The following is a 24,831-nucleotide window of genomic DNA, read 5'->3' as shown; positions in this document are numbered from 1 at the left end:
CTACGCGAGCGGTGTTCTTTCTTCGTTTCATCTTCTGTTCCACCCTCTCAAAGTCCCCGCGGACTTCACCACTTCCTCCTTTGAGCAGGCTCCTACGGAGTTGGCTATGTCTTTACAGAAGGATGCATCCGAAAGGACCGCTCTTCCTTAAAGATTCGGTCCTTCCCTACGTGTCTCGAGCCACATAGGTACTACGACCTCGGCTGACTTCTGCCGGTTCAGCTGTCCATCACTGAACAGGTTGCGAAGGGCACTTCGCGTTTCCGGCAGACCTCCCCGGGTAAGTGCGCAAACTTCCTCTCCATGTACCCGCCTCATTTACTGACACTCCCTTCGGCCATTAGGATTTTGGTGTGTTCTGCCACCTCGTCCCAGCGTGTCAGCCTTCTATGAGATTCGTGTTCCTCGGGTCGGAGATTTGCCTCCGGCTTCCTTCAGATTCCGGGTCGCCCCGGACACCCTTGCCTTCAGCTAACGGTTACAATGGCCTTCACCGTTCGGGACTTGAACCCTAGAGCGTGCGCACATGCCAGGCACACAGAAAAAACAGACCAAATCATCTGTGATCTGGTCTGCTTTCGCCCGGTATAGATGTTTCCTCTGTCCCTTTCTGGAAACATCACGCGCTGTATGTATCTTTGCCTCATAAAAATTTTTGCAAAGCTTGCTCCACTCTTTCCGCCGTAAACGGTTTGACGATAAAATCTTTTGCACCTGCTTTAATAGCTTCGACAACCATTGCCTGCTGGCCCATGGCCGAACACATGATGATATTGGCGCTATCATCGAACTGTTTGATCGCCTGCAATGCTTCTACACCATTCATTTCCGGCATGGTTATATCCATCGTCACCAAATCCGGCTGCAGTTCTTTGTATTTGTCGACTGCTTCCTGGCCGTTAGTTGCTTCCCCGACTACTTCCAGCCCAATTTTGCCTAAAATATCTTTGAGCTGCAATCGCATAAAGGCTGCGTCATCGGTTACGAGTACGCTCTTCATGTGAAAATCCCCCACTCTGTTATCATTAATCTTCGTTTATTTCTTTGACTTCTTCCATTTCTTTTGTATCAAAGATGCTTGCAAAGTCAAGCATGATCAACAATCGATCGTCCAATTTAGCCACTCCTCTTAAAAACTCGGAGTGGACTCCTCCGGCCATACTTGGCGTTGGATCGATGATTTCCGGATCAATGTCGATCACGTCTTTTGCTTCATCGACAATCATTCCTGCCGTCACTCCATCAATCTCGATGATCAGGACTCTCGTTTCTTCACTATAATCTTGATTTCCCAAATTCAACCGTTCTTTCAAATCGATAACCGGAATCACCTGGCCGCGCAAATTGATAATGCCTTTAATAAAATCGGAAGTGTTCGGCACCTCTGTCACATCGACTAATCGCTCAATAGAACGCACTTGCTGAATGTCCACGCCATACTGTTGCTGTTTCAGTTGAAAAATGATTGTCTTGACTGCCGTCTGCATCGTGATTCCCCCTGTTTCTATCCATCTTCTATCCTCCATTCAAAAGACAATTTCCTGCTCAGAATGTAAGCAAAATGAATAGACCTTATTATCTAGTAATATTAGACTATTAACCATGATTTTTCAACAAAATTTTACCATTTCCCCATACTTTTTTTATCTGCCAAGACTTTATCTCCAACGATATTCAGCCACTGATCAACTTTTCTTCAAGGGCGGTTTTCCTTCCCACTGAATCCATTTTTCCGGATGAAAAAATTGATATTTTCCTGATTGCAACAATTGATACAAAAAGTAAGAGCTGACGTAGACAAAAGGAACAAACATTACACCGTAAAGGATATGCTGTTTCCACCATTCAAGCCCGAGGGCAGCCAGGACAAGATGAGACAAACTGATGACAAGCGGATGGATGACAAATATCCCGATCGTGTTCCTGCCGATTTTGTTGATTAAGGTGCCTTCTCCTATATTCCGATACTTGAGCAAAGCAGCAAATATGGTCAGGCTTAGTGGAATCGTAATGAAAAAGTATTCCTCCTTGCTTCCGTCCAGTTGCTCCATCGTCCAAGTCCGCTCCAATAATTGCAGAAAAAACAACGCCGGAATGACCACCGTATATACAGAACCGTTGATTCGCGATGCCAGTTTCTCGAATTTCTGATGGTTCAAGCCAATAAAACTGCCGAGCGACACATAAAACAATCCAAAAAAGAAAGGGTCTCTTGTATTGAAGGACATTTCATAGAAGTGGGAATACCCCTGGCCGGTCAAGCCGAGCAAATGCAGAAAAAAACTGGCCGCCAGCAGCAAACCGGCCGTTCGCATCCGTTGAAAAAAGTAGACGATGACCGTTGCCCAAATAAGCGCAGGCAAAAACCAGAGGTGATACTGAGTATTACTGACTCCGTATACGAAAACCTCTCTAGTAAGAAGACCGGCGATATATTCATGGGTTTGCTGATTTATCAATCCTCCGCTCTGCCAGGCAGTTTTACCGTAATCGTACAAAGCATAAATCAGGAACCATGAAGCATACAAGAGGATCAATTTTTTTATATAGGAAAGAAAATAATGAAACGTTCGTCCTTTGCCGTTTGTTTTCATTGTAAACAAAAATCCGGAAGCCATAAAAAATAATGGCACACTGAACCTGGCAAACACCTTCAACACCGTATCCAATTGGCTGCCGTCCATCATGCCGGCCTGGACTTCTTCAAATGCCCGGGCATGAATAAACACTATGCCCAGCATGGCAAAAAACTTGCCGAAATCAATGGAATGATAGCTTTTCAAAAGTGTACCTCCTTCCCCGCCAGAATACCTTTAATAGGAGGATACCCGATTCCACAACAATTTAGGCTAGCTATGACAAAACCATTTTATTATAAAAAGCGGCAGTGTTTCTCAAAACACTGCCGTTTCATGAGACTAATACAATTGTACGTCCACTTTGTTCGATTTAATAAGTAACTTTCCGCTGGCTTGGTCATTGCGCACCCACTCCACGATTCCCGCGGCCAGCTTCATTGCTGTGATGCGATCCCGTGCGGTCGGTTCTGGTCCCATGCAAAGGGCTTCATCAATTTTATGTGTTTTCCAATCGATTGCGATGTCTGCCATCCATTTACTTGGAATTCGCTCAGCGTCGATTCGCTCGTCAAACAACAAAAAAGCATATGTCTGGCCTGAGTCAAAATCTTCTTTAAGGGATTTTTTCAGCTGTTCAAGGTGGTTTTCTTCGAAGTCATGATTCAAGACGTGTCCACCGATCGCAATCGCCACTTCCTCCAGGACCTGCCGGGACACACTACCTTCAAGCTGTACTCCCAACAATCGAGGATTTGGGTATTTCAGTGAATCGATGGTATCCCTTATCCTTAATATACTGTCAATCATATAGTTGACTGCCGTGTCATAGCCCAAAGGCTGATCTGTTCCCTCTATCGTTTGATTAATAGATACTGGAAGGAATAAACAGCTCGTGCTATCGAACATTCTGCTCAACGCTTTAACGGAAGCTTCCGCCTGCTGCGGACCAATCATCACAACAGCATCAAATTCTGCCAGTTCTTTCAAACCATCGGGGACTTTCGGGAGAGTGGAAAGCTGCAATAAGTTCTTGAAATCCACAAACGTACCGGCGACATTTTCGTCAGCAAAATTTTTATATGTAAGCGCCCCCGATTGAGCATCAAGACGAATTCCAGTGACTGTATGGGCTTGCAAAAGATCGGAAACAACTTTATGTAGTAATTGATTGACACCGGCTGGCGCCATTTCAAAATTGATGATCCCTATGTTCATTAGTACCGCCTCGCTTTTTGATGTTGTCTACCGCTTATTATACAAAAAATCAACCTGAAAATCAGATTGGAATTAACAAAAGGTATGGATTGAATGAAGAAGATGGGTTCGTTTAAAAGGGAAGGCTGGCAAATTAGTGCGAGGAAAAAATAAAGTAAAGTGGCGGAGAAGGTGGGATTCGAACCCACGCGGCGGTAACCCGCCCTAATGCATTTCGAGTGCATCCCCTTCAGCCGGACTTGGGTACTTCTCCATATACAAGTGCTGGTGAGAGGACTCGAACCTCCGACCCCTTCATTACGAGTGAAGTGCACTACCAGCTGTGCTACACCAGCAAGTCTTTTAAAAGCACATAGAAAATAATAATACATTTTCTGTTTTTCTTCAACCAACTTGCTGTGTTTCCGGCAAATTTTTTCGATGAAGTGGAAATTCTCGTTACCATTTGGATGCTCCAACCCTTTTTAAGTAAACCACAGATTTTTGGAAACAGACCTCCGAAAAACAGTCCCCACGAAAGAGAGCAGGAAACTTCCCCAACTTTTCTGCCATTGATGAATTGTTGATGGTGGCTGTCACACAAATTATGTTTTCTTTCTAATTTATAAAAGATGCATCCAACTTTATCAATTTCTCTTCTTTCACAGTATGGTCATTTTTATCCCAGGAACGGAAAAATGTTTCAATCCGTTCTTCTGCGGCAATAGACAAGCAACACGTTTGGAAAGGTGTGTAAGCCAGTGAGAGCAGTAACCAACCAGGGCAAACAAAAAGTAGAAGTCAAAAATGTCGCTGATCCGTCGATCACTACGGGTGATGATATGATTGTCCGAATCACATCAACCGCCATTTGCGGTTCGGATTTGCATTTATACCACGGACATATCCCCCTCGGGGACGATTATGTGATCGGTCATGAACCAATGGGGATTGTCGAGGAAGTCGGACCTGACGTAAATAATGTAAAGAAAGGCGATCGCGTTGTCATTCCCTTCAACGTAAGCTGTGGGGAATGTCACTTCTGTAAAAATCAAATGGAAAGTCAATGTGATAATTCCAATCCGCACCGTGATACTGGGGCCTACTTCGGTTATTCGGAAATGTATGGCAATTATCCAGGCGGACAGGCTGAATACTTACGTGTACCTTACGCGGATTTTTCTTCTTTTGTGGTCCCGGAAAGCAGTGAACTAGAAGATGAAAGCTTGCTGTTTCTTTCCGATATCGTTCCGACCGCTTACTGGAGTGTCGTCGGCAGCGGTGTAAAAGAAGGTGATACGGTTATCGTCCTCGGCTCTGGTCCAGTCGGACTGCTAACCCAAAAATTCGCCTGGCTGAAAGGTGCAAAACGAGTGATTGCTGTCGATCATGTGCCTTACCGCTTAGAACATGCCAAGCGCACAAACAACGTGGAAATTTACAACTTTGATGCGTTCACCGATATGGGCGGTCACCTCCACGAAATCACCCGAGGCGGTGCTGAAGTCGTCATTGACTGTGTCGGAATGGACGGAAAAGTTACCATGAAAGATCATATCAAGACACTCGCAGGACAGGTTGGCACGATCGATCCCATCATCACCGCCGCTCACTCTGTGAAGAAGTTCGGTACTATTCAGTTAACTGGCGTATATGGGGCCCCTGCGACAGCCTATCCAATGAATTCCATTTTCTCTCGTAATGTTACTGTGAAAGCTGGACAGGCCCCTGTCATTCATTTTATGCCGGAACTTTATGATATGGTTGAAAAAGGAGTATTTGACCCGACAGACATTATTACCCATAAAGTCGGCCTGGAAGATGCCGCTGAATCCTATCGATTATTCGACGAGAAGGAAGATGATTGTATCAAGGTAGTGCTCAAACCTTAAGAAAGGCTCCCAAAGGGACTCTCCCTGTAAAATCACCAGCATCCTACCAAGATGCTGGTGATTTTTCTTTCAGTAGTAAAGACAACAGAAACCTTTCAGATCCATCTCAAAGATATATGCTACAGGGAGACAAAAAAACTGCATATAACCGTACCAAGATTAGCCGGCCGTTTCTCGGTCCGTACATTGAAAAAAACTGATTTGGCATTCCTTTAATCCGAGTCAAATGGTAAGCATTTATCTTGATGTCAAATGATATCTTTTCTATACTGATTCTTACATCAGGAAATTAGTAAAGGAGGATGTAAATGAGCTCCACTAAAGTTCTTCCCGAAATTGAAAAATACCGGAAAGCCGGCTACGATATCGACCCGCTCTTCCTCAACCGATGGTCTCCAAGGTCTTTTTTAGATAAAGAGGTACCCGAGGATGTCTTGTTCAGTATTTTTGAAGCGGCACGATGGGCCCCATCATCGATGAATATCCAACCTTGGCGGTTCATCCTGGCACGAACGAATGAAGATTTGAAGAAATTCCGCTCGTTCATTCTTCCAGGCAATCGGACATGGGCCGATAAGGCACCTGTATTGACATTGATCATCTCGAAAAAAACGGATGAAAAGGTCGGGCAAAATGCCCCGCATGCTTTTGATACAGGAGCGGCATGGGCATTTTTGGCTTTACAAGCTTCTTTAAAAGGATTGGCGACCCATCCAATGGGTGGGTTTGACAAAGAGAAAGCTCGTGAAGTTTTAAACATTCCGGAGGACTATGCCATCCAAGCAGTTGTTGCCATTGGCTATCAAGGAGAAAAGTCTGGTTTACCTGAAAACCTTAAAGAACGGGAACAGCCTTCTCCCCGCCGTCCTCTCCATGAAACGATTCATGAAGGATCCTTTCAATAACATAGATTAATGGAAAAGCATCGCTCGCCGGCGGTGCTTTTTTTATGATATGCCCCTATATCCTTTGTACTTTTTTGCCATTATGGTGCTCTGAAAACAGTCTGTCCATGGCGTAGTACGGGTGAGCGTTCGATACGAATTGGCAACTTTATGGAATCTGCTCTTTATTAAGACGTTGAAGCTCGCACTCTTTTTTCAATCAAGCTGTCAAAACGACCGCTTCCAACTTTCGCTTCAACACTTGCTTTTCCTCTTCCCCTAGGAAGGCAGCTTCTATACCATTGTGAATCAATTGAACAATCTCTTCGACAGAGAAACCAAACCGATTGGCAAGCAGCATGTATTCCCTTGTGATCGTCGTATTTGATACTGTTAGGTTATCCGTATTCACCGTGACAGATAAACCCCGTTCAAAATAATCACGAAGTGGATAATCATCCCAGCCTGCTGCTGCTTTTGTTTGGATGTTGCTGACAGGACACATTTCGAGCGGGATTTTTCTCGCAGCCATTTCAGCCAACAAGGCTGGATCCTCCCGCAATCGTACTCCATGGCCTATTCTAACTGCCCCGAGCTTATCAATGGCATCCTTGATGTTTACCGGTCCGGCTGCTTCTCCCGCATGTATGGTAACCGGAATTCCTTTGCTTGCTGCAAAGGAAAAAATCTCCGTAAACATATTTGCCGGATATTCTGCTTCATCCCCTGCCAAATCTATTCCTGCCAATCCTTTCCCGAGAAAAGCGGCTGCTGCTTCGACCACTTCTTTATTTAATGTGACTGAATGATGGCGGAGACAGCAAACGAGTAAGTTTGTCTTTACACCAAACTTTTCCTCTCCTTTTTTCAATCCTGCAATAACCGCTTCAATCACCTGCGCAAGTGATAAACCAAGCTGTCGGTGTTGTTGAGGACCGAATCGCACCTCCATATACATGCAGTTTTGATCATAAGCCTGCTTCACCATTTCACATGCAGATCGTTCCAATGATTCTGTTGTTTGTAAAAGCGGTTCAATCAGCTTGAATTTCCTCAAGTATTCTTCCAAACTGTTACATTCTTCCTCCACCTGCATGTGTGGAAGCAGCTTGTCGATCTCTTTTCCCGGAAGTTCGATCCCTCGCTGCTTCGCCAGCTCGATGGCTGTACCGGGGCGGACACTTCCATCTAAATGGACATGAAGGTCGACTTTCGGCAGTCTTTTGATCAACTTCACGAGCTCCTTTTCAAGCATTCATTCCATCTCCTTTACCACATTTATTGTGTTTGAGTTTACTATATGTTCTTTTTCCCATCCATCATTCTGTCATTTTTGCTAACATAGGTCTTTTCTTTATGGGAACTCCTGGAAGAAGAGCTGATAGGTTTATAGAAAAAGAGGATTCGTGATAGGATGAAGATAATCGTTTTTTGCCGAAAATGTTAATTTACCATAAATTGAGGGTGTCCATATGTATATCGTCCATTCTATATTTGAAGTACCTCCGGAAAAATCGGAAGAAGTCATTTCCATCTATCAAAACCGGACAGGCTTGGTAGATCAAGCTGCTGGTTTTATAGACTTTTCCCTGTTGCAAAACGAACGGAAGCCAGGTGAATTGACTGTCCAAATAATATGGGAAGACAAGCAAAGCTATTTGGATTGGGTCACCGGAGAGGATTATCAACGAATTCACGACCTTGAGAAAAAATATCCTGACAAGCAACTGGCCAATATTGTTCCTAAAGTACATAAATTCAAGGTGGTGGCTCAATGACTATTGAGGGAACCATATCTGCCGTCATCGATCAAGCCGTAGCTGGAATTTATCGACAAAATCCCGGACTGCTCGAAAAATTCGGAGAACGCGGAATAGTAAAATGCCGGGAAGATAATCAACACCATATGGACCATTTAGAGACTGCTTTCTCGGTAGATGATGTCCAGATTTTTATCGATTATGCCGTCTGGTTAAATGATATTTTAACCGTTCGGGGAATGAAAACAGAACATTTGATTTCCAACTTCCGACTAATACAGGAAGCCATAGGGGACAAACTCACACCCCACCACCGGGGCACTTTTTACCAAGAAGCACTAGAGCAGGCGGTCCTGGCTCTATCCAAAGGCGAAAGCCTCCGAGAAGGAGTGGATGGCAGTCATGACAGCTAAGTGGAAAGTATTTGCCGATATGTTGCTGAATGGAGATGAACAGGCGGCATATCAACTTGTCGAGGAAGCGGACAGTGACAGCCTGACGATTTATGTCGAGATCATGACAAAAGCCATGCAATACATCGGGGAACTGTGGCAAAAAAACCGCATCACGGTTGCTGATGAGCATCTGGCCACAAGTGTATGTGATTTTGTATTATCCCAATACAGCTTTCCATTCAAACGACGCAATACCTTTTCAAAGGGGAAAATCATGTTTCTTTGTCTCGAAGAAGAACAGCATATGCTCGGTTCGAAAATGGCGGCAGCGCTTTGCTCGGAAAAAGGCTGGAAAACCAGACTTCTCGGAGCCAACCTGCCATTGGAGTATGCGTTACAGCAGGCCGCCGAATGGGAACCGGATATTATCGGTTTGTCCGCTGCCCTGTCTTATCGACTCCCATTGTTACAAGGTTACATCGACAGCTTGGAAAATTTGGCATTTCGGCCGCAAGTCATTGTCGGTGGCCGTATTGCCGGGAATTATAATGTATATAAATATGGGAGCGAAGAAACAGCCATTTTTGACAGTCTACATGCACTGGATCAATGGCTGGATCGCTCCAGAGGGGAGGTAGAGATCGATGGAGCAAGCTGAATACCTGCCCCTTCCTTACTTTAAAATCGATAAAAACTACGACATCCTATCCATGTCCGACAAATCCAAACAAATATTTTTAATTGGCGACGGGTTTTTAAGTCTTATAGATGAGGAGAGTCAAGAAAAAGCAAAAAGCAATGTCTTACCAAGTATTACAGAAAATAGCGTCGAGCTGAATTTAAAAACAAAAGAAAAACCTCTGGTAGCCTACCAGGTAAATGTTCATTGGTACAATGGAGAGGGGCATGTCATTTGCCATGAGGCACCAGAACAGATGGGGATGATTTCCGGCCAGCTCCAGAAGCTTAGAGATAGGCTCGAAGATACTGATTTTGAACTTCTCGAAAAGAAAGAAGAACTTGAAAATGCGGTTGAACGAGTAAACAGGCTCTCCGGTCCTGTCATTCCCCTTCATGAAAGCGTAGCAATTGTTCCTTTCTTTGGAGATTTACTTCCAGAAAAACTCGAAACAATTAAAACAGGTATCCTCCGTCATCTCCATGATTCTACCATTGACTACCTGCTCGTCGACTTCACCGCAGTTGGGAATATAAGCAGAGAAGGGATCACAAAGCTTGAGGAGCTGTTCCATACCATACGCTTGATGGGCCAGGACATTGTATTATGCGGAATCAAACCACAACATGCCCAAGCTATCAATAATCTTGACCGTTTGTTGGATGCCAAAAAGGTTACCAGCTTGAGTGAAGCGATTTATCGATATATTGGATGAAGCAATGGTACGAGAATAACTGTTTGCGGGAAGCATCTTGTTCCTCATTAGGCTTGGAAGACAGCTGCGCTTAGTCGAGTTTAAATGCTTCCTTCCGATCATTTTATTTGTGATGAAACTCTTTTGTCGGGTTGATGAAGTGCTATTTCCCACTTCCCTTCTCGTATCGACCCGATGAAACGTTCCTTCCAACTTCCCGTCTAGCATTTCTACTCCCACCAAGCGAGTGAGGACAGGTGCCAAACTTGCTTTACTTTACCACACAGGGCGCACTCTTGGTTTGACCCCAAATTGTATATCATTTCAAGCCTTGAGACTTAAACCATTTTGCAAAAAACAGGAGAATAATAAATGTGATCAAAGGGAAGAAAACACTCCAAATGGATAAACCACCTTCAAATAAGGTTAATTCCAACGCAATATTTGCTACTAAAGTAATGATGACTCCTAATGTGATTTTTTTCGTGATGAAAGCACCCAAAAGACCGATCCCTATAACAATGAAAGGTATTATTACTAATTGTAAATTGAACGGATCGATTCCATTTATCATAAAATATCACCCTCTAATCCTTATCTTAATTGATTCTTCACCGACTTCCCAATTGTACAACAAAAGAGGAAAGAATTATCTATTTTTCCTCTTTTGTTCCCAAAATCCAGGTAAAAGGCAATGCGCACATTTTCCTCCTTTTAAATTCAGCAAGGGGATTAGCCTGAACAAGCATATCTACCTTACATACTATATTGTGAGTTGACGTAAAGAGAATGCTACGCGCGTCAATATATTAGGTTGTAAAGGAGGACAACATTTTGTCGATCAATAATCTTATCGTGAACGGCGGCTTTGAAACCGGCGATTTTACAGGTTGGCAGGTTGTCAACACCGATATTGTGGTAGAGCCTGTCCATACCGGTGATTATGCCGCAAGGTTTGCAAATAGCACTGTGACTGCCTCCCTGGCTCAAACCGTTCCCGCTGAAGAAGGAGCAAGCTATGAACTTCTTGTCTCTTTGTCCAAAAGCACACTCCAACCCAGCCCCATCATCAATCTTCAAGTATTGTTTTTGAATGCAGCAAATACCGTAATCGGTACAGGATTGGATACAGAAGTGTCCTACGAAAATATACCTTATGGCGGCAATGATACATGGCTAGAAGTTTATCAAACAACTGACGAGGCACCAACTGGGACTACACAAGCACAAGTGATTATCAGTAAGCCGCTCAGTGCTTTAAATGCTCCATTTGTGTTCGTCGATGACATTAGTTTATTAGAAGCGGATGGAACCGCTCCTGATGGACCAACAGGACCGACTGGACCTCCAGGACCGACTGGGCCTGCCGGGCCTACTGGGCCAGCGGGACCGACTGGACCTGCCGGCGCTACCGGGCCTACTGGCGCTACGGGACCCGCCGGTGCTACCGGACCTACTGGCGCTACCGGACCTACGGGGGCTACTGGTGCTACGGGACCCGCCGGTGCTACCGGACCTACTGGCGCTACCGGGCCTGCGGGCGCTACCGGATCTACGGGGGCTACTGGGCCTACTGGCGCTACCGGACCTGCGGGCGCTACCGGGCCTACTGGTGCTACGGGGCCAACCGGTGCCACCGGACCTACTGGTGCTACGGGACCAATCGGACCTACTGGACCGACAGCCGCTTCCGTAACGGAAACTTCTGCTTTTGCAGCGAATACTGAAGGAGCCACCATTGCCGTGGTTTTGACAGGAACACCAGTCCCATTACCTGATGCTCAAACGTTGGACGGAGTAACTGCTAATGCTGCCGATACAGTCTTTACGGTTCCTGAAGCAGGACGTTACTATTTGTCCTATAATGTCAACTTGACGGCTGGTTTGTTATTAGGTTCCCGATTAGTCATCAACGGCGCACCTGTAGAAGCCACCACCATCAACCCTGTTTTGACACTTTCAAACTTTAACAGTGATGCAATTGTTCCACTAACAGCAGGAAGTACCATTAGCCTCGAATTGTTCGGACTGCTGGGAGCAGCAGTTCTGCAAGATGGTGCTGGTGCCACTCTTACAATCATAAGAGTAGATGATGATTTGGCATAACACAGAAAAGCATGAATGCATTAGCATTCATGCTTTTCTATTTAACAAACCGATAATAAATTCGACAAAACCAAAAATAAAGCTACTTCTCTAGCGGATCGACCTGCTGGAAGAGAAGCGAGCACTAGATTCAGCGATACATTGCTTTTTCAATATTCTCTTCATGTCCAACTAAATTCGTTTTCCACCGGTGTTATATCGCTATCATCCAATGCATCATGCAATCTCCTCTCGCTGCAATATATCAAGCATTTGTTGAAACACAATCCCTCTTTTTTCCGCAATATCCTCTTCTAAACGAAGTTGGAGCAACCGCTTTGTCCCTGGATCCATTTTTTCTATTAATTCTTCCCATAACTGCATAAAGTCTTTTGAGGGAGTGGGTGCAATCCCGTAATCAGAACACGTTTTTTTAAGCAAATCTTCAAGCTCGTCCAATAATGCTTTTCCCTTCATACCACTTCCTCCTTCACTTTCGTTTATTCTACTATTATGCAGGAACGGTAAAAGATAGAAGCAAAACACAGAGAGTCATATTAATCTACTTCAAAAAGTGAGGAGGAACAGTAAAGTAGGAGTGTGGATGGCCAATAACAAAGAAAACGCAAACGGTTGTTAAGGGTGTCAGTTTCACTACCCTTAACGATAAACATTACAATAGAAACAGCCCCATGAGTGAAGCAAGCAAGGAACCACCCCCTGTTAGGAAGGATAAATAACCTGTTAGTTGGATGGTTTTCTGCTTAAAGTTTTGTAATTCGCTGTCTTGAGCTAGGTAAGAATCTGTTCGCTCCATCGCATTGGACTTGTTGGAAATAGACTCCCCAATCAGACGAAACCCTTTAAATAATGGAGAAAAAAAGCCTGTTTGCAAAATGAAAGTAACTGCAGCCAGAATCATCAGCAGGATGCCGACAGAAAACGAAAGATTCACCCATTTCAGCAAACTGTAAGACAATAAGTACTTCACACCGATCCATGCCACAATAGAAACAAGAAAAATCAATAACTTCCTTTTCATGTCCTAACTTCCTCTCAAAGGAAGCAAGAAAGGGATCGGCGATCGATCCCCTTCTGCATCCGGTTTATTATTCAGAAACCTTTTGTGCCCACTTCAAATAAGGATACCGATTGACCGGATAAACGATATCTTCGAAGTTTTGCGAGGTTAGATACGTATTGGTGTAATGATAAATCGGATTGAACGGTAAGTCTTCCATTAATACTTCTTCTGCCTGATGCAGTAGATCATACCGTTTTTGTTCATCTTGTTCTACTTTAGCCTGTGCAATTAACTCGTCATATTCCTCGTTGATCCAATTTGTCCGATTATTCGGGCTGTCTCCCAAATAGTAATCGAGAATGACAACAGGATCTACGAGAACTCCAATCCATCCCATTCTTGCCATTTGGAAGTTGCCTTGTTCCGTTGTATCCAAATATGTTTTCCACTCTTGGTTAGACAATTTAATATCTACTCCAAGGTTTTGACTGTACATTTCCTGGACTGCTTCCGCTATCTTCTTATGATTCTCGGATGTGTTATACAGCAGCGTTACTTCCGGTAGCTCGTCCCAGCCTTCTTCTTCCATTCCTTCTTGAAGCAATTGCTTCGCTTTCCCGGCATCCTCTTCAAAATAGGCACCGCCTGTTTCCCGGAAGTCTCCTTCTGGTGTCTCTACTCCTTCCGGCACAAAAGCATAAGCAGGTGTTTCTCCAGCTTTGGATACATTTTCAGTAAGCGACGTACGATCTACTGCCAAAGAAAAAGCTCGTCTGATTTTCGCATTGGTGAATGGCTCTTTGTCCACATTGAACATGTACATGTACGTTCCGAAATAAGGCGTCTCTTTATACTCTTCTGAATCCTTTTCCTGATCAATGACATCGGTTGGCAACGTTTGAATCAAATCCAATTCATTTGTCTTGAACATTTGATAATAAGTCGTGGCGTCATTGACCATTTCATAAGTGACTTTATCGAGTTTGACGACATCTTTATCCCAGTATTCTTCATTTTTCTCGATTACCACTTGGCTGTCGTGCTCCCAAGACGTCAGCTTGAACGGCCCGTTACTTACATACGAATCTTCAGAGGCAGACCAATTAGCATCTGACTCGACAACATCCTTTTTGACAGGATAGAAGGTCCACATGGTAAGCAATTCGTCAAAGTAACCGAGTGGTGCTTCCAAGTCTACGACCAATGTCTTTTCATCTTCTGCTCTGACTCCGACATCATCAACAGAGCCTTCGCCTTTGTTATAAGCTTCCGCACCTTTAATATAGTACATGTAGAAGGCAAATGAACTACCCGTGTCCGGATTCAACACACGTTTCCATCCATACTCGAAATCCTGAGCGGTCACTGGAGACCCGTCAGACCATGTAGCATCTTCCCGGATGGTGAACGTGTAGGTCTTCCCATCATCTGATACCTGAACATCACTTGCTGTCCCGAGTACCGGGTTCCCCTCTTTGTCTTTGGTGTATAGTCCTTCAAACACATGATCCAGCACCCAGCCAGATGTCGTATCTGTGGCCAAAGCCGGATCTAAATCCGGAGGCTCGCTCATCGCATTGACCACGATTTCCTGATCAACATCCTCCGCGGAACCTTGATCTGCTGCCCCCTCGCTGTTACATCCAGCAAGTACAAAGCCTGCAGTCAATACCAATAAAAATCCTGACAACCATTTTTTCATGAAAATTCCTCCCTTATTGTTGGTAAAGATGGCATGATGCCCAATGATTCTGCTTAACTTCTGTCCATTTCGGAGTCACTTCCGCACAAATATCCATCGCAAATGGACAACGTGTCCGGAACCGGCATCCACTTGGCGGATCAACAGGGCTCGGTGGATCACCATTAATAACGATTCTTTCCCTTCTCTTCGCCTGCGGGTCGGCTACTGGAATGGCTGTAAGCAATGCCTGTGTATAGGGATGGAGTGGATCAGCGAACAATGCATCACTATCAGCCAGTTCCATCATCCTACCCAAGTACATGACGCCGATCCGATCGCTGATATGCTTGACCATCCCCAGGTCATGAGCAATAAACAGATAGGTCAGATCTTCCTGTTCTTTTAAATCCTCAAGCAGATTGACCACTTGGGCCTGGATGGATACATCCAAAGCAGAAATAGGTTCATCGGCAACGATAAAACTAGGTTCAACAGCCAAAGCACGTGCAATCCCTATCCGTTGACGCTGCCCGCCGCTAAACTCGTGAGGATACCGTTTTGCGTGCTCTGGTCTTAAACCGACCCGCTCCAGCAATTGGTAAACACGTTCTTCACGCCGCTTTCCTTTGGCCAGCCCATGTGCATCGATTCCTTCGGCAACAATATCGCCGACTCTCATCCTTGGATTAAGGGATGCCTGTGGATCCTGGAAAATAATTTGAATTTCCCGATTGGCATCCTTCTTTTCTTGTTTTGTTAAGCTGCTGACATCTTTACCGTTGTAAAGTATTTTTCCGGCAGTGGGGTCCTGCAGGCCGACGATGGTTTTCCCCAATGTCGATTTTCCGCTTCCGCTTTCGCCAACCAATCCGAATGTTTCACCCTTGCGGATGGAAATGGAGATGTCATCGACTGACTTCACTGTTTGTTCTTTATTAAGCCGGAAATGCTTCTTAATTCCTTCTACTTGTATGATGGTTTCGGTCAATATTCTTCCCTCCCGGCCGCTATCAAGTCTTCGACATCCGGAGTACGCGGGTCATTCAGCCAACATTTCGCCTGATGCCCTTCCTCTGCTTCAAAACCTGGCGGCATCGCTTCGACACAGACATCCATTGCATATTTACATCTGGGTGCAAACGGGCAACCTTTGGGTGGTGAAAATAAATCGGGAGGTGACCCTTCGATGGGGATCAGTCGCTCTTTTTTTTCACTGTTGACATCAGGTATCGATTCAAGTAATCCCCATGTATAAGGATGGCGTGGATTGCTGAATATCTCTTCAACCGTACCGGATTCGACAATGACACCGGCATACATGACAGCAACTCGTTCCGCTGTTTCAGCTACCACGCCCAAATCGTGGGTAATCAAAATAATCGAAGTATTCATTTTTTCTTTTAAATCCTTCATCAAGTCCAATACTTGCGCTTGAATCGTTACATCAAGTGCTGTTGTCGGCTCATCGGCAATCAATAGTTCTGGCCTGCAGGCAAGTGCGATTGCAATCATGATTCGCTGTCGCATTCCACCACTGAACTCATGCGGATACTGATTGTACCTTTCTTCCGGGTTGGAAATACCGACGAGACGGATCATTTCCATTGCCCGTTTTTTGACTTCTGTTTTTCCAATCCTTTGATGGGTCGTAATGCTTTCTTCGATCTGCTTACCGACTTTCATGGTTGGATTGAGTGAGGTCATTGGATCTTGGAAGACCATGCTCAACTTCGATCCTTTCACTTTTTGCATCCGTTTTTTCGTAAGCTTGAGCAAATCTTGGCCATGCAGCAATGCTTCTCCATTGTTGATTTTACCAGGCGGCATCGGAATCAGGCCCATGATTGTTTGAACGGTGACACTTTTCCCGCTGCCACTTTCGCCGACGATTGCCATAATTTCACCCTTATCGACGTGAAAAGAAACATCACGGACTGCCTTGACTTCACCGCCATATGTCTTAAAGTTCACTTCCAGATGGTTCACTTCTAATAAATGGTCCATATGCCCACCTCCTATTTTCGTGCTCTTGGATCCAAAGCGTCTTGCAGCCCATCGCCGAATGCATTAAAAGCAAACATTGTCAGGGAAATCATAAAACCCGGGAAGAACAACCGCCACCATTGACCACTAAGAATAACGCCCAACGAATCATTGGCCATCGTGCCCCAACTGGCAAACGGGGCTTGCACCCCCAGTCCGAGAAAGCTTAAAAACGATTCGGCAAAAATCGCCTGTGGAATGGTAAAGGTTAAATTGACGATGATAATTCCTGCTGTATTCGGGATGAGATGGCGCCAAATGATTTTGGGATGAGAGGTTCCCAGTTTTTCTGCAGCCAGTACATATTCTTGTGACTTCAGCTGTAAAACCTGTCCACGGATAATCCGGGCCATTCCCACCCACCCTGTCACAGACAGGGCGATGATAATCGACGTAATACCGGGCTCCATGATGACCATCAATAAAATAACAACCAAAAGATAAGGAATGCCATATAAAATTTCTACAATTCGCATCAGCACTCCGTCAACACGATCTCCTGTCTTGCCCCTCCCCGCCATATAACCGGAAATCCCGCCAATCGTTACGCCAAGCAATATGTCTATCGCGGCCGCCACCAGACCGATTGTCAAGGATACCCTCGCTCCATACCAGGTTCGCGACCAAACGTCACGGCCAAGGTCGTCTGTACCAAACCAATGCTCACTTGATGGAGCAAGATTTGTATCGGTAAGACTCTGGGCCGAAGGTGAAAAAGCCACCATTTTCGGTCCGAAAATCGCAAAAATGATAATGAGGAGTAGTAAGGAAAAACCGAGTACTGCCATTTTATTTTTTAAAACATTGATAGTGGTTTCCTTCCAGACACTCATACTTGGTCGCTGGATCGGGTCTGACTGCTTCCGCTCAGCTGACAAGGGGCGGAACAATGAATCATCTACTTGGTTAGGTTCCAAGTTAATCCCCTCCACTTGTTAGTTTTATTCTCGGATCAATAAACCGATAGGATATATCGATTAAGAATAGTGTCAACACCAGGATGGAGCTAAAGAAAATCGTCGTACCCATGATCACCGGATAATCCCGGTTGAAGATGCTATCGACGAAGTAACGCCCGATTCCCGGTATAGCAAAAATCTTTTCAATGACGAACGTTCCCGTGATCAATGCCACAAATAACGGCCCGATAAAGGAAACAACAGGCAGAATGGCATTTCGGATGCCATGTCTGATGACCAGTTTGGTCGTCGGAAGTCCTTTGGCATCGGCTGTCTTGATATAATTTTGGTTCATCACTTCCAGCATGCTCGAACGCATAAAGCGGGCGATTACCGCTAGCGGAGTAGCTGCCAGGGCGACAGAAGGCAAGATGGAATGCTGCCATGTACCCCAGGAAGCGACCGGAAGTAACTGCCAATCGACTGCAAAATAGTTGATCAACAGAGGAGCCAAAATAAAACTCGGAACCGATATACCTACAATAGCGATGAACATGGAAAAATAATCGAGCATTTTGTTATGGTTTAATGCAGCCACAATTCCCAACAATAAACCGAAGACAAGCGCAATCACCATTGCCTGTGTTCCTAGCAAGGCAGAAGCCGGGGCGCCATCCCAAATGATTCCGTTGACTGTTCTGGACTCCGACTCAATCGAGATCCCTAAATCGAATGTTGCCAAATCCTTCATATAGAGGGCGTATTGCACCGGAATGGGTTCATCGAGGTTGTATTTTGCACGAATATTTTGCAAAACCTCCTCGGGTAGCACGTCGGCATCTGATGCAAATGGATCTCCCGGTATGATTTTCATGATGAAAAATGTCAAACTCGCGATTACCCAAATAGTTACCAGCATCGTTATCAACCGTTTAAAAATATACATCTTTTCACCTCCGGAGATCAGTCGATGATCAATTTAATATTCAATCAGGCATTCACCTGTCCCAACACACCATTTGTCGCTGTCATCGCGATAATGACACAACCCCACATATGCTTGTACGCGGTGACGATATCGTTACAAGTGAATCGGATCCGCTTTGGAGAAATCAAATTTACGGTCGGCAGAGTGGTGGTCATCTGTGCCTGCTGCGGTCCTTTCATCTCAATTTCAAATGTAGTAGGACCAGTAATGGTTTCCGGCTCGAAACTTCCCGCTTTTTTTACTGCCGCCTCCGCTCTTTCTCGAATTTCCTTTCGGGCTGCCTCGGGATGAATCAACTCTGCAGCAAAACGGTCGACAGCCCGTTTCGTGACCGCGGCCTCTACTTGAGGAAAGGAGGTCTTTACTTCCTGAACATAAGCGTCATCTCCGCTGATGAAGATAGCAGGCACACCGAACTTCCCGGCTACAAGACTGTTCATTTCTGTTTCCCCGACGATTCGGCCGTTGATTTTCATCTCATTTACACAAACTCCGGCAAGCGTATGGCTGATCACCGTTCGTTCAGAGCCGCCTTCTCTTCCATGATGGCCAACGAACATAATGCCATCAAAACTATCGTCCAGGCCTTCCAGTTGACACATCACGCGATTGTTCCCCGAGACAAGTCTCGCTCGCCGATCAAGATCCTCTACTAAGATGTTGGACATATTTCCGTGACCATCAGCTACGACAATTTCTTTTGCCCCTCCCTGGAAAGCCCCTTCGATTGCTGCGTTTACATCCGCCGTCATTAGTCTTCGGAAGCGCTGATATTCTGCGTTTGTTTTTAATTGCTGATTGGTCGCCACTCCGGATATTCCCTCCATGTCGGCAGAAATAAAAATTTTCATCGAATTCCCCCTGAATAGTTCTTCAATTTTAAATTTTCTAACTTTTATTTATAAAAAAAAGATGTGCTGCGAATTAATATTAAATGTGCCTTTTTAATTCTTTTGGAAAGTTGATTGCTAACACTGCGATATGGAAAAACGCTACCACAAGCACGATGTGTGAAAAGCATGAAAGTTATCTAAAAGAAAAGAACTGTTGTTCGTCCATTTGCAAAATGACAGTCCTCACTATATCTTTTACCGCCATCACATCCCCCAGATCGATCAGTTCCACTGCAGTGTGGGTGTACCGTGACGGAATCGACAAGACACCCGTCGGAATCCCTTTGTTTGCATAAGTGACAGCTCCCCCGTCAGTTCCGATGCCGGTGAAAATTTCCAATTGATAAGGGATATGCTCTTTTTGGGCAAGATCGATCAGCAACTGTTTTATGGTACTGTGGACAATCAGGCTTGCATCCATCACCTTGATACCCGCTCCCCTGCCTAAACCAAGACTGTTATCCATCGGATTCTCAGGTGTATCGCTGACCGCTGTCGTATCGATTGCTAAAGCAGCATCAGCGGTTATACGTTGTGCCGCCGTTTTGGCACCACGCAATCCGACTTCTTCCTGGACGGTAAAAAGAAAGATCAACTCACCCGAAAAAGCTGTCCCCTCCAGGTCCTCCAAAACTTGTAGCAATACAGCACAACCTGATCGGTCATCAAGCGATTTAGCACGGATTTGCTGTTTATCTGGTGGTCCAAGCAACTTCCATTCCGTTCCCCAGGTAACGGGTGTTCCGACCTCTATCCCCATTTCCAAGACCTCTTGTTCAGAAGCTGCCCCGATATCAATGTACAACTCCCGATGATTTCTAACCGAAACGGCATCATCAAATTTTGCAAAGTGGGCAGACAACGTACCAATCACGCCGTCAACGACGGAGTCCCTGCCCAACAGCTTGACCGGCTGGGCCGGTAGATTACGGTCATCGTTTCCTCCCAGCTTTTCAAAACGGAGCAGTCCATTTGGTTCCACTTTTTTGATTAAAAATCCTACTTCATCCATGTGAGCTGTCAATAACAAAACAGGACCCGGTCGATTTCCTTTCTTTCTGGCTGTCACATTTCCGAGTGCGTCCACCGAAACGGTATCTGTTCTTTCTTTTAAGTAGTCGGTTAAGTAGTTACTTACTTCATGTTCATAACCACTCGGTCCAAGCAAACTTGTCAGTATCTTTAAATGTTGCAGCACATCCATTCCCCCTAAATATACTCGAACGTATTTTTGTAGTTCTCCAGTTGGATAATCGTGTTGATTTCAACGATTCCTTCAATCTTATCCAACTGCAAAATACTCTCCCTGATATCCTCCTGACTTTGCACATTGATTTGAATCAATAGTGGATAAGGGCCGGAAGTCATGGTAATAAATCTAACTTCCTTCATGGTCTTCAATTCTTCCATCACCTGTTCACACCGGCCTTGAGCCGTTTTGATTTGAATAATGGCTCCCGCCTTCAGACCTAGCGCTATCGGGTTTACGACACCTACTACTTCAATAATGTCGTTTTGCACAAGGTTCTTATACCGCAGGCGGATGGTCTTTTCTGTCACGTTTAATTGATTGGCAATTTCCGAAAAAGGGATTCTGCCATCCTTGGATAATATTCGGATAATCCCACGGTCTAATTCATCGATTTGATACTCCACTAAACCACCGACTTTCGTACTATTTTTCTGTGTTACTACTCTTTTATGATACCATTTTTAAATATTAAGATTATTTACAATAATATTCTTTTGATTTACTATCGTAACAAGGAATTGTATAAAGGCCATTATATAAAGAAAGATTTCAGAAATCAATTATTATTTTGAATTTTTAGGAGGAAAATTGCATGCAAGCCATTACAAATGTGACAGGTGTCGACGGGACAGGTAAAAAATTGGAAAACGTTACAATCTTAATCGAAAATGGGAAGTTCTTAGAGATTGGCAGACAGTTGGTTATACCAGAAGGAACCCAGACAATTGATGCCCATGGCAAGTTTTTCACACCCGGACTGATTGATGTACATACCCACTTAGGTGTCCATGAGGAAGGAATCGGAAAAGAAGGGCAGGATTTCAATGAAACTAGCCATGCGGCCACGCCTGAAGTGCGATCCATCGATGGCATCAACCCATTCGACAAGGGATTTTTCGATGCCCGGAACGCCGGGGTGACGACGGTGCAAGTCATGCCCGGAAGTGCCAACGTGATCGGCGGCGAAATGTGTGTACTTAAAACGGCCGGAACAATCGCCGATCAAATGGTCATCCGCACCCCCTCCGGATTGAAAGCTGCTACAGGGGAAAATCCGAAACGGTTCCATGGGGAAAAAGGAAGAATGCCTGTAACGAGAATGGGAGTCGCCGCCATCCTGCGCAAAAAACTCATCGAAACGGAGAACTACATAGCCAAACGGAAAGCTGGCACTGCCGACCGGGACTTGGCCTACGAACAGCTTGCAAAAGTATTGAACAAGGAAATCCCTTTGCGTGTCCATGCCCATCGTGCGGATGATATCGTGACCGTTTTACGGATTAAACGGGAGTTTTCCATCGACGTGACAATCGAACATTGTACAGAAGGACATTTGCTTGCACCCTATCTAGCGGAGCATGGTGTCCGTGTCTCTTCTGGTCCGACCATGACCCCTCGCTCGAAAGTAGAGTTGTCCGACAAAGGCTGGCATACGCTTCCTGCTTTTGCAGAAGCCGGTGTACCATTTTCCATCACTACCGACCATCCGGTAATCGCCATCGAACATTTGATGACTAGTGCCATCATGTCTGTCAAAAACGGACTGAGCGAGACTCAAGCCATGCGTGCCATTACTATGGATGCTGCCAGGCATTTAGGTGTGGAAAGCCGCGTCGGATCGGTGGAAGCAGGCAAAGATGCCGACTTCGTTTTATGGAGTGGGAGTCCTTTCGATTTACAAAGCAAGGTAGAGAAAACATTTATAGAGGGACAGCAAGTATAGTATGGAGGGTCATGAATAAACCGGCAAAATATATCATAGAAAAGCGTATGCACGGTTCCCGGATAAAGTAATAATGGCTGACGATCTTTGTCAACGAGTGGGTTGGTCTTAGGGCCACGTGGATGTTGGTACGACAGACAGCGACAAGCAGAAACTTTTAAAAAGAGGATGGTAAACAAATGAGGACAAAAGCAATCACTGCGGATGATTTATTAAAATTTTCCTTTCTTTCTGATCCCCAGCTTTCTCCTAACGGAAACTGGGTCGTTTATGCAATCCGAACGATTAGCGAAGAGAAAAAATACCAGTCAAATTTATATATCGTCAACTTAACGACAAACGAAACCATTCCATTTACTCATGGGGATAGCATGGACTACCAACCACGCTGGTCCCCCGACGGACAAACAATTGTTTTCACTTCGAACCGATCCGGCAAACAACAGGTTTGGAAAATTTCATTCAGGGGTGGGGAAGCTGAACAGCTCACTAATTTCAAACACGGTGCCTCACAGCCCGTCTTTTCACCAGATGGACATAAACTGCTGCTCAAGGTTCCCCTTTCCGACCAGGACAGCGTGGAAGAGGAAGCCGATGTAAAAGATAACGAGGAGGACAGCAAAGGAGCTTACGCTACTACACGCCTCAAATATAAATCGGATGATGCCGGACTTTTACGTGATACCTCTCAACAACTGGTCCTATGGGATCTCAGAGACGAGAAAGCCGTGCAGCTTACCAGCGGAAAATTCGACCACCAGTTTGGAAGCTTTTCTCCTGACGGTAGCCGGATTGCTTTCAGTGCCAATCGTACAGACGATCCAGATCGTTCCTTCGTTTCGGACATTTTTGAGTATGACCTGAAGAATGGGAACTTAACCAGACTTACAAATGGCACTGGTATGTTCATTCAGCCGAATTACGCCCCTGACGGAAACAAGCTGTCTGTATTAGGACACGATTTGACCTATGCTGGAGCAACACTTACCAGGGTCTGGGTATTGGACCGGAACAGCAAGCAGCTTACTTGTCTGACAGACGATTGGGATGTGCAGGCATCCGATGTCGCCATCAATGATATGGGAACGGGCACCACAGGGAAGGGCGCCCTATGGGACAAGCAGCAGGATCGACTATACTTTTTGGCCAGCCAAAATGGAAACACCTCTGTCTACCAAGTAAACATGGAAAAACAAGTATCCACAGTTACCAGTGGACGCAGGCAAATTTATGCTTTTCAATTGGACAATAAAGGAAATGCCGTCATCGCTGTCAGCGATCAAATGACACCGGGCGACCTTTATTTTGTTCCAAAATCAGGTGGCGATGAAAAGCGGCTGACAACCGTCAACAAGTGGCTTGATGATCGAACGCTTTCTCCAGCTGAAGAGATTCACCTTCAAGCTTCAGACGGTCAAATGTTGCATGGTTGGATGATGAAGCCTGTTGGTTTTACAAAGGAAAAAAAGCACCCACTTATCGTGGAAGTACACGGTGGTCCGCATGCCATGTACAGCAATGCCTTCATGCATGAATTCCAAGTACTTGCCGCAGCCGGATACGGCATTTTGTTCATCAATCCCCGCGGCAGTCATGGCTATGGTCAGAACTTTGTCGATGCGGTGCGCGGGGATTATGGAGGAAAAGACTACCAGGACATTCTCGATGCTGTAGATTATGCAACATCCCATTATAAATGGATCGATGAAAACCGTATAGGAATCACTGGGGGGAGCTATGGCGGATTTATGACGAACTGGGCCGTCGGACATACAAATCGTTTCAAAGCTGCTGTTACACAGCGTTCCATCAGTAATTGGATCAGCTTCTATGGAGTCAGTGATATTGGGTACTTTTTTACTGATTGGGAGCTAAAAACCAATTTACTCGAAGATCCGGACCGCATGTGGAAACATTCTCCTCTTCGCTATGTAAAGGATATTGAGACACCGCTGCTGATTTTGCATAATGAAAAAGATTATCGCTGTCCCATCGAACAAGGCGAACAGCTATACGTCGCTCTTAAACACCAAAACAAAACGACAAAATTTGTGCGATTCCCGGGTTCTAACCATGAATTATCCCGCAGCGGGGATCCTTCCCTGCGTATTCGCCGCCTTAACGAAATCACGGATTGGTTTGATCACTATCTATAATTAGGAG

At 45.1% G+C, this 24,831-nt stretch carries 26 protein-coding genes and 2 tRNA genes; 9 read left to right on the top strand and 19 right to left on the bottom strand.

Annotated features, from left to right (window positions below):
* Nucleotides 1-147: 147 nt before the first annotated feature.
* The 7 genes from ABVF09_RS08880 to ABVF09_RS08850 all read right to left on the bottom strand — a co-directional run bounded on the left by ABVF09_RS08880 (nt 148) and on the right by ABVF09_RS08850 (nt 4,129).
* On the bottom strand, nt 148-318 hold the full coding sequence (locus ABVF09_RS08880; protein ID WP_199868474.1) for a hypothetical protein: 171 nt from the start codon (nt 316-318) through the stop codon (nt 148-150).
* 325 nt (nt 319-643) lie between these two features.
* Nucleotides 644-1,000: a response regulator gene (locus ABVF09_RS08875; RefSeq protein ID WP_026571157.1), complete on the bottom strand. Its 357-nt coding sequence runs from the start codon at nt 998-1,000 to the stop codon at nt 644-646.
* A 25-nt stretch (nt 1,001-1,025) separates the two neighbouring features.
* Nucleotides 1,026-1,487 (bottom strand): chemotaxis protein CheW, encoded by a 462-nt coding sequence (locus ABVF09_RS08870; RefSeq protein ID WP_153462975.1) that lies wholly within the window; start codon nt 1,485-1,487, stop codon nt 1,026-1,028.
* A gap of 198 nt (nt 1,488-1,685) precedes the next feature.
* Nucleotides 1,686-2,783: an acyltransferase gene (locus ABVF09_RS08865; RefSeq protein ID WP_026571155.1), complete on the bottom strand. Its 1,098-nt coding sequence runs from the start codon at nt 2,781-2,783 to the stop codon at nt 1,686-1,688.
* A gap of 135 nt (nt 2,784-2,918) precedes the next feature.
* Nucleotides 2,919-3,794, bottom strand: a complete 876-nt coding sequence (locus ABVF09_RS08860; protein WP_371069023.1) for a 6-phosphofructokinase — start codon at nt 3,792-3,794, stop codon at nt 2,919-2,921.
* 160 nt (nt 3,795-3,954) lie between these two features.
* A tRNA-Ser gene (locus ABVF09_RS08855) sits at nt 3,955-4,047 on the bottom strand.
* A 9-nt stretch (nt 4,048-4,056) separates the two neighbouring features.
* Nucleotides 4,057-4,129, bottom strand: a tRNA-Thr gene (locus ABVF09_RS08850).
* A gap of 405 nt (nt 4,130-4,534) precedes the next feature.
* Between ABVF09_RS08850 and ABVF09_RS08845 the strand changes: the two genes are divergently transcribed.
* Together ABVF09_RS08845 and ABVF09_RS08840 are read left to right on the top strand one after the other, a co-directional pair.
* On the top strand, nt 4,535-5,665 hold the full coding sequence (locus tag ABVF09_RS08845; protein ID WP_371069022.1) for a zinc-dependent alcohol dehydrogenase: 1,131 nt from the start codon (nt 4,535-4,537) through the stop codon (nt 5,663-5,665).
* Nucleotides 5,666-5,973: 308 nt separating this feature from the next.
* Nucleotides 5,974-6,570, top strand: a complete 597-nt coding sequence (locus tag ABVF09_RS08840) for a nitroreductase family protein (RefSeq protein WP_371069021.1) — start codon at nt 5,974-5,976, stop codon at nt 6,568-6,570.
* Between the two features lie 199 nt (nt 6,571-6,769).
* Here ABVF09_RS08840 and add read toward each other — a convergent pair whose 3' ends face one another.
* Complete coding sequence (gene add, locus ABVF09_RS08835) at nt 6,770-7,804, bottom strand: adenosine deaminase (protein ID WP_371069020.1); 1,035 nt, start codon at nt 7,802-7,804, stop codon at nt 6,770-6,772.
* Nucleotides 7,805-8,021: 217 nt separating this feature from the next.
* Between add and ABVF09_RS08830 the strand changes: the two genes are divergently transcribed.
* Genes ABVF09_RS08830 through ABVF09_RS08815 form a run of 4 tightly spaced genes read left to right on the top strand, consistent with a single transcriptional unit; the run spans nt 8,022 to nt 10,098 of the window.
* The gene (locus tag ABVF09_RS08830) at nt 8,022-8,327 is read left to right on the top strand and encodes an antibiotic biosynthesis monooxygenase family protein (protein ID WP_026571151.1); all 306 of its coding nucleotides are present in this window, start codon (nt 8,022-8,024) and stop codon (nt 8,325-8,327) included.
* Nucleotides 8,324-8,722, top strand: coding sequence for a globin family protein (locus ABVF09_RS08825; protein ID WP_026571150.1), 399 nt, complete (start codon nt 8,324-8,326; stop codon nt 8,720-8,722). Before ABVF09_RS08830 ends, ABVF09_RS08825 begins: the two co-directional genes overlap by 4 nt.
* Nucleotides 8,703-9,362 (top strand): cobalamin B12-binding domain-containing protein, encoded by a 660-nt coding sequence (locus ABVF09_RS08820; protein ID WP_371069019.1) that lies wholly within the window; start codon nt 8,703-8,705, stop codon nt 9,360-9,362. Before ABVF09_RS08825 ends, ABVF09_RS08820 begins: the two co-directional genes overlap by 20 nt.
* Nucleotides 9,349-10,098 carry an STAS domain-containing protein gene (locus ABVF09_RS08815; RefSeq protein WP_153462963.1) on the top strand — a complete coding sequence of 250 codons (750 nt, stop codon included), beginning with the start codon at nt 9,349-9,351 and terminating at the stop codon, nt 10,096-10,098. The genes ABVF09_RS08820 and ABVF09_RS08815 overlap by 14 nt, the downstream gene beginning before the upstream one ends.
* A gap of 298 nt (nt 10,099-10,396) precedes the next feature.
* Here ABVF09_RS08815 and ABVF09_RS08810 read toward each other — a convergent pair whose 3' ends face one another.
* Nucleotides 10,397-10,651 carry a hypothetical protein gene (locus ABVF09_RS08810; RefSeq protein ID WP_371069018.1) on the bottom strand — a complete coding sequence of 85 codons (255 nt, stop codon included), beginning with the start codon at nt 10,649-10,651 and terminating at the stop codon, nt 10,397-10,399.
* 260 nt (nt 10,652-10,911) lie between these two features.
* On the opposite strand from ABVF09_RS08810, the gene ABVF09_RS08805 reads away from it, so the two are divergent.
* Nucleotides 10,912-12,183, top strand: coding sequence for an NTTRR-F1 domain (locus ABVF09_RS08805; protein ID WP_371069017.1), 1,272 nt, complete (start codon nt 10,912-10,914; stop codon nt 12,181-12,183).
* A 216-nt stretch (nt 12,184-12,399) separates the two neighbouring features.
* Here the strand turns inward: ABVF09_RS08805 and ABVF09_RS08800 are convergent, their stop codons facing one another.
* The 10 genes from ABVF09_RS08800 to ABVF09_RS08755 form a co-directional block, all read right to left on the bottom strand.
* Nucleotides 12,400-12,639 (bottom strand): hypothetical protein, encoded by a 240-nt coding sequence (locus tag ABVF09_RS08800; protein WP_371069016.1) that lies wholly within the window; start codon nt 12,637-12,639, stop codon nt 12,400-12,402.
* 196 nt (nt 12,640-12,835) lie between these two features.
* The gene (locus tag ABVF09_RS08795) at nt 12,836-13,204 is read right to left on the bottom strand and encodes a DUF3899 domain-containing protein (RefSeq protein WP_153462957.1); all 369 of its coding nucleotides are present in this window, start codon (nt 13,202-13,204) and stop codon (nt 12,836-12,838) included.
* A 67-nt stretch (nt 13,205-13,271) separates the two neighbouring features.
* The gene (locus ABVF09_RS08790) at nt 13,272-14,888 is read right to left on the bottom strand and encodes a peptide ABC transporter substrate-binding protein (protein WP_371069015.1); all 1,617 of its coding nucleotides are present in this window, start codon (nt 14,886-14,888) and stop codon (nt 13,272-13,274) included.
* Nucleotides 14,889-14,901: 13 nt separating this feature from the next.
* Nucleotides 14,902-15,858, bottom strand: coding sequence for an ABC transporter ATP-binding protein (locus tag ABVF09_RS08785; RefSeq protein ID WP_371069014.1), 957 nt, complete (start codon nt 15,856-15,858; stop codon nt 14,902-14,904).
* Complete coding sequence (locus ABVF09_RS08780; RefSeq protein ID WP_153462951.1) at nt 15,855-16,874, bottom strand: ABC transporter ATP-binding protein; 1,020 nt, start codon at nt 16,872-16,874, stop codon at nt 15,855-15,857. The genes ABVF09_RS08785 and ABVF09_RS08780 overlap by 4 nt, the downstream gene beginning before the upstream one ends.
* 11 nt (nt 16,875-16,885) lie before the next feature.
* Entirely contained in the window at nt 16,886-17,830 is a 945-nt protein-coding gene (locus ABVF09_RS08775) for an ABC transporter permease (protein ID WP_153462949.1), read from the bottom strand.
* Between the two features lies 1 nt (nt 17,831).
* The gene (locus ABVF09_RS08770; protein ID WP_153462947.1) at nt 17,832-18,758 is read right to left on the bottom strand and encodes an ABC transporter permease; all 927 of its coding nucleotides are present in this window, start codon (nt 18,756-18,758) and stop codon (nt 17,832-17,834) included.
* Nucleotides 18,759-18,802: 44 nt separating this feature from the next.
* Complete coding sequence (locus ABVF09_RS08765; RefSeq protein WP_153462945.1) at nt 18,803-19,651, bottom strand: M55 family metallopeptidase; 849 nt, start codon at nt 19,649-19,651, stop codon at nt 18,803-18,805.
* Between the two features lie 175 nt (nt 19,652-19,826).
* Nucleotides 19,827-20,891: a M42 family metallopeptidase gene (locus ABVF09_RS08760; protein WP_371069013.1), complete on the bottom strand. Its 1,065-nt coding sequence runs from the start codon at nt 20,889-20,891 to the stop codon at nt 19,827-19,829.
* A gap of 11 nt (nt 20,892-20,902) precedes the next feature.
* The gene (locus ABVF09_RS08755; protein ID WP_209365744.1) at nt 20,903-21,349 is read right to left on the bottom strand and encodes an Lrp/AsnC family transcriptional regulator; all 447 of its coding nucleotides are present in this window, start codon (nt 21,347-21,349) and stop codon (nt 20,903-20,905) included.
* Between the two features lie 188 nt (nt 21,350-21,537).
* On the opposite strand from ABVF09_RS08755, the gene ABVF09_RS08750 reads away from it, so the two are divergent.
* Both ABVF09_RS08750 and ABVF09_RS08745 read left to right on the top strand, forming a co-directional pair.
* The gene (locus ABVF09_RS08750) at nt 21,538-22,668 is read left to right on the top strand and encodes an amidohydrolase (protein ID WP_371069012.1); all 1,131 of its coding nucleotides are present in this window, start codon (nt 21,538-21,540) and stop codon (nt 22,666-22,668) included.
* A 179-nt stretch (nt 22,669-22,847) separates the two neighbouring features.
* Entirely contained in the window at nt 22,848-24,824 is a 1,977-nt protein-coding gene (locus tag ABVF09_RS08745; RefSeq protein WP_371069011.1) for a S9 family peptidase, read from the top strand.
* The last annotated feature ends 7 nt before the right edge of the window (nt 24,825-24,831 follow it).

The sequence above is a fragment of the Sediminibacillus sp. JSM 1682029 genome (genome assembly GCF_041366435.1).
GTDB classification, from domain to species: Bacteria; Bacillota; Bacilli; order Bacillales; family Amphibacillaceae; genus Sediminibacillus; species Sediminibacillus terrae.
The sequence above is the reverse complement of the archived record's forward strand: the minus strand, read 5'-3'. Positions and strand labels throughout refer to the sequence as shown.